Source organism: Lutibacter sp. (assembly GCF_040883305.1).
Taxonomy (GTDB): Bacteria; Bacteroidota; Bacteroidia; order Flavobacteriales; family Flavobacteriaceae; genus Lutibacter.
In genome coordinates, this window is record NZ_JBFLKT010000238.1 from 1 (window position 1) to 3,771 (window position 3,771).

At 30.2% G+C, this 3,771-nt stretch carries 5 protein-coding genes; all 5 read left to right on the forward strand.

The window, feature by feature from the left end:
* The first annotated feature begins 110 nt into the window (after window positions 1-110).
* On the forward strand, window positions 111-590 hold the full coding sequence (locus AB1Z17_RS07520; RefSeq protein WP_368051186.1) for a MarR family winged helix-turn-helix transcriptional regulator: 480 nt from the start codon (window positions 111-113) through the stop codon (window positions 588-590).
* Window positions 591-784: 194 nt separating this feature from the next.
* Window positions 785-979, forward strand: coding sequence for a 30S ribosomal protein S21 (rpsU, locus tag AB1Z17_RS07525; RefSeq protein ID WP_134247330.1), 195 nt, complete (start codon window positions 785-787; stop codon window positions 977-979).
* Window positions 980-989: 10 nt separating this feature from the next.
* On the forward strand, window positions 990-1,433 hold the full coding sequence (locus AB1Z17_RS07530; protein WP_368051187.1) for a GNAT family N-acetyltransferase: 444 nt from the start codon (window positions 990-992) through the stop codon (window positions 1,431-1,433).
* Window positions 1,434-1,481: 48 nt separating this feature from the next.
* Complete coding sequence (locus tag AB1Z17_RS07535; protein ID WP_368051188.1) at window positions 1,482-2,849, forward strand: sodium:solute symporter; 1,368 nt, start codon at window positions 1,482-1,484, stop codon at window positions 2,847-2,849.
* Between the two features lie 3 nt (window positions 2,850-2,852).
* On the forward strand, window positions 2,853-3,771 hold a 919-nt coding region (locus AB1Z17_RS07540), incomplete at its 3' end, for an alanine racemase (RefSeq protein ID WP_368051189.1).

The window sequence follows — 3,771 nt, forward strand, 5'->3', positions numbered from 1 at the left end:
GTCGATTAAAAATAAATGGGAAGGGTGTGGAAAGAAACAAATTTAATGTTGTTATGTTTACATCCAGATACTATTTAAATCAACTAATCAATTTTTCGTAGTTTTGACAAATGACTTTTATTGATATCCTTATAAGATTGCGTAAAATTGTGCGCTCGGTGAATTTAGAGAGTAAACGTGTAGAAAAAGAACAGGGCGTAAGCATTCCTCAACTTTTGTGTTTACAGTTTTTAGCAGAACAAGAAGATTATAGAACAAATGCAGCCAAACTAAAAACATTTTTAAATTTAAATGCCAGTACTATTTCTGGAATTTTAAGGCGCTTAGAAAAAAAGGGATTCATTGCCAAACTTCCAAAAGCATCAGATAAAAGAGTTACACTTATTTCATTAACAGCCAACGGAATGGATTTACTCCAATCTGCTCCTATTACTTTTCAGCAAAAATTAAGTGAAAAACTGCAAGCACTTCCGCCAGAAAAATTGCAAACAATTATTGAGGGAATTGATTTATTAACTCAAATTATGGAGGTTGAAGAGTTAGATGCTTCGCCCATAATTACTGCAGAAGAATTTTCAAACGAAAAATAAGATCATTTTTATCATTCTTTAAATTTTCTATAGAAACCATTGATAAATAATTGATTTTTTGTATATTATTGTTATATATGTTAAAATAAATACAGTAAATGTAATTAATTTTAAAATATATATCGTTGTTAAAAATAGTTTCTATAGAAACTATTTTGTATTTTAGCAGAAATCATAAAAAACAATAAAAATATATGTTAATAATTCCTGTAAAAGAAGGTGAAAATATTGATAGGGCTTTAAAGCGTTATAAAAGAAAAACTAGAAACACAAAGGTTTTGAATCAATTAAGAGAGAATAAACATTTTACTAAAAAATCTGTAAAAAGAAGAAGGCAAATCGAGAAAGCGGCCTATAAACAACATCTTAGAGATCAAGAAAATCAATAGTATTACAGTAATGGAAAAATTTAAAATTTACAATGAAGATTCTAAACCAACTAAGCAAGAAAAGGAAACAATTGTAGAATTTCTATTTAATCATTTAGAAGAGTTTGGAGATGAAAGAGATGCTATTTTGAAATGTTTAAATTTTGCTGTAAAGGATTCAGAAAAGGGGTTGGGCGGTTTTGTTTTGGTTTTTAATGATGAAGATGAAACTTTAGGAATAACAATAGTTAATAAAACTGGAATGGAAGGTTATATTCCTGAAAATATTCTAGTTTATATAGCAGTGCACAATAAAGCTAGAGGTAAAGGTGTTGGTAAAAAAATAATGCAAAAGGCAATTGAGATTGCTGATGGAGATATTGCTCTACATGTTGAGCCAAATAATCCAGCTAAATTTTTGTACGAGAAACTAGGGTTTGAAAACAAATATTTAGAAATGCGCTTAAAAAAATAGTCGAAATTAGTTATGGAAATTATAGACATAATTGTCTTTGTAATATACATGATTTTAGTACTTGGAATAGGTTTTTACTATTTCAAAAAGAATAAAGATGTTAAGGATTATTATATTGGAGGTGGTAAAATGAGTAGCACTCATATTGGACTTTCAGTAGTTGCTACAGATGTTGGTGGTGGGTTCTCAATTGGTTTAGGAGGGCTAGGTTTTATGATGGGTATATCTGGATCTTGGATGCTATTTACAGGTTTAATTGGAGCCTGGCTAAGTGCCGTTTTTTTAATACCAAAAGTAGTACGGCAAGCTAATTTACACGGGTTTTTAACCTTTCCTGAATTTTTAAAACATAACTATGGAGGCACTGTTGCTATGGCGGCAGGTATTATATCTTTTGTAGGATATTTAGGTTTTACTTCATCTCAATTTTTAGCAGGTGCTAAATTGGCTATTGGAACATTTCCAAGCTTAGATTTATTAGATGCCTTATTAATTATGGGCGGAATTGCACTTGTTTATACCGTTTTTGGAGGTATGAAAGCTGTCATTTACACAGATACTTTTCAGTGGATTATTTTAATGGCTGGTTTAATTTTTATAGGTATTCCAATTGCTTATAATTATTTAGGTGGATATAATGAAATTATAAATGTATTGCCCAATAAATTTTACTCTTTACAAAATGTAACTTGGGTTCAGTTGGTTAATTGGTTTGTAATTATTGTACCCATTTGGTTTGTTGGTATGACGTTATACCAAAGAATATATGCTTGTAAAAACGAAAGAACTGCTAAAAAAGCTTGGTTTATTGCAGGTTTATTTGAATACCCTATTATGGCATTTATGGGTGTAATATTGGGTCTATTTGCTCGAGTAGCAGCTGCAAAAGGGTTATTTGCAGCAGAAGGTTTTGACAATGCACTATTAATGGATCCTGAAATTGGAATGCCTTTATTATTAAAAAAAGTGCTTCCTGTTGGTTTTATGGGTTTAATGTTATCAGCTTATTTTTCAGCAATTATGTCTACTGCAGATAGTTGTCTTTTAGCAGCGTCAGGAAATTTTGTCACAGATATTTTAGGCCTAAAAGATTTAAGTCCAAATACAATTAGAATTTCACAAATCACTACTTTTATAATTGGAGGATTGGCTATTTTAATTGCGAGTTCAATGCAAAGTGTATTAGAATTAATGCTGCTTTCATATTCTTTTATGGTTTCTGGTTTGTTAATTCCGGTACTTGGTATTCTTATATCAAAAAAAGCTAAACCAAAAGCAGCTCTTGTTTCCATGCTATTGGGTGGATTTTCTACATTAATATTATCCGTTTTACAAATGCCAATTCCATTTGGTTTGGATCCTATTATAGTAGGGATTTCGCTCTCTTCAATTAGTTATTTATCCATTAAAAATTAAATTATGGCTTTTGTAACACTTAATAAAAAATCCTTAGAGACAAATTATAATTATTTAAAAAACCTCTTTAAAGAGCATGATAAAGAGTGGGCTCCAGTGGTAAAAATGCTATGTGGGCATAAACAATTCTTAGAATTTATATTGTCGTTAGGTGAAGAACAAGTTTGTGACGCCCGACTTACAAATCTAAAAACAATTAAGTCTATAAATCCAAAGGTTGAAACTATCTATATTAAGCCACCTGCTAAAAGAAGTATAAAAAGCGTAGTTAAATATGCTGATGTAAGTTTTAATACTGAATTTACTACTATAAAATGGTTGTCTGAGGAAGCTAAAGTCCAAAATAAGGTACATCGTATAATTATAATGATAGAGCTTGGGGATTTACGCGAAGGTATTTTGGGTGAGCATTTATTAGATTTCTACAAAAAAGTTTTTGACTTGCCAAATATAAAAGTTGTTGGTATTGGAGCAAATTTGAATTGTTTAAGTGGTGTAATGCCAAGTAAAGATAAACTAATACAGTTGAGTTTATACGAACAGCTGATTGAAGCTAAATTTGGTAAAAAAATTGATTATGTTACCGGAGGCTCTTCTGTAATGATTCCTTTGTTACAAAAACGGCAAATTCCTAAAGGAGTGAATCATTTTAGAATTGGCGAAACCTTATTTTTTGGTATTGATTTATTTACAAATAAAACTATTCCAAAAATGAAAAACGATGTGTTTTTATTACATGCAGAAATAATTGAAATTACAGAAAAACCTGTATTGCCCTATGGTGATTTGGAAGAAAACCCGTCAGGAGAATTATTAGAAATCAACCCTGAAGATTATGGAAATACGCATAAAAGAGCAATATTAGACATTGGTTTATTAGATATTGCTACAACAGATTTTTTGATTCCTGTAGATACTAAAC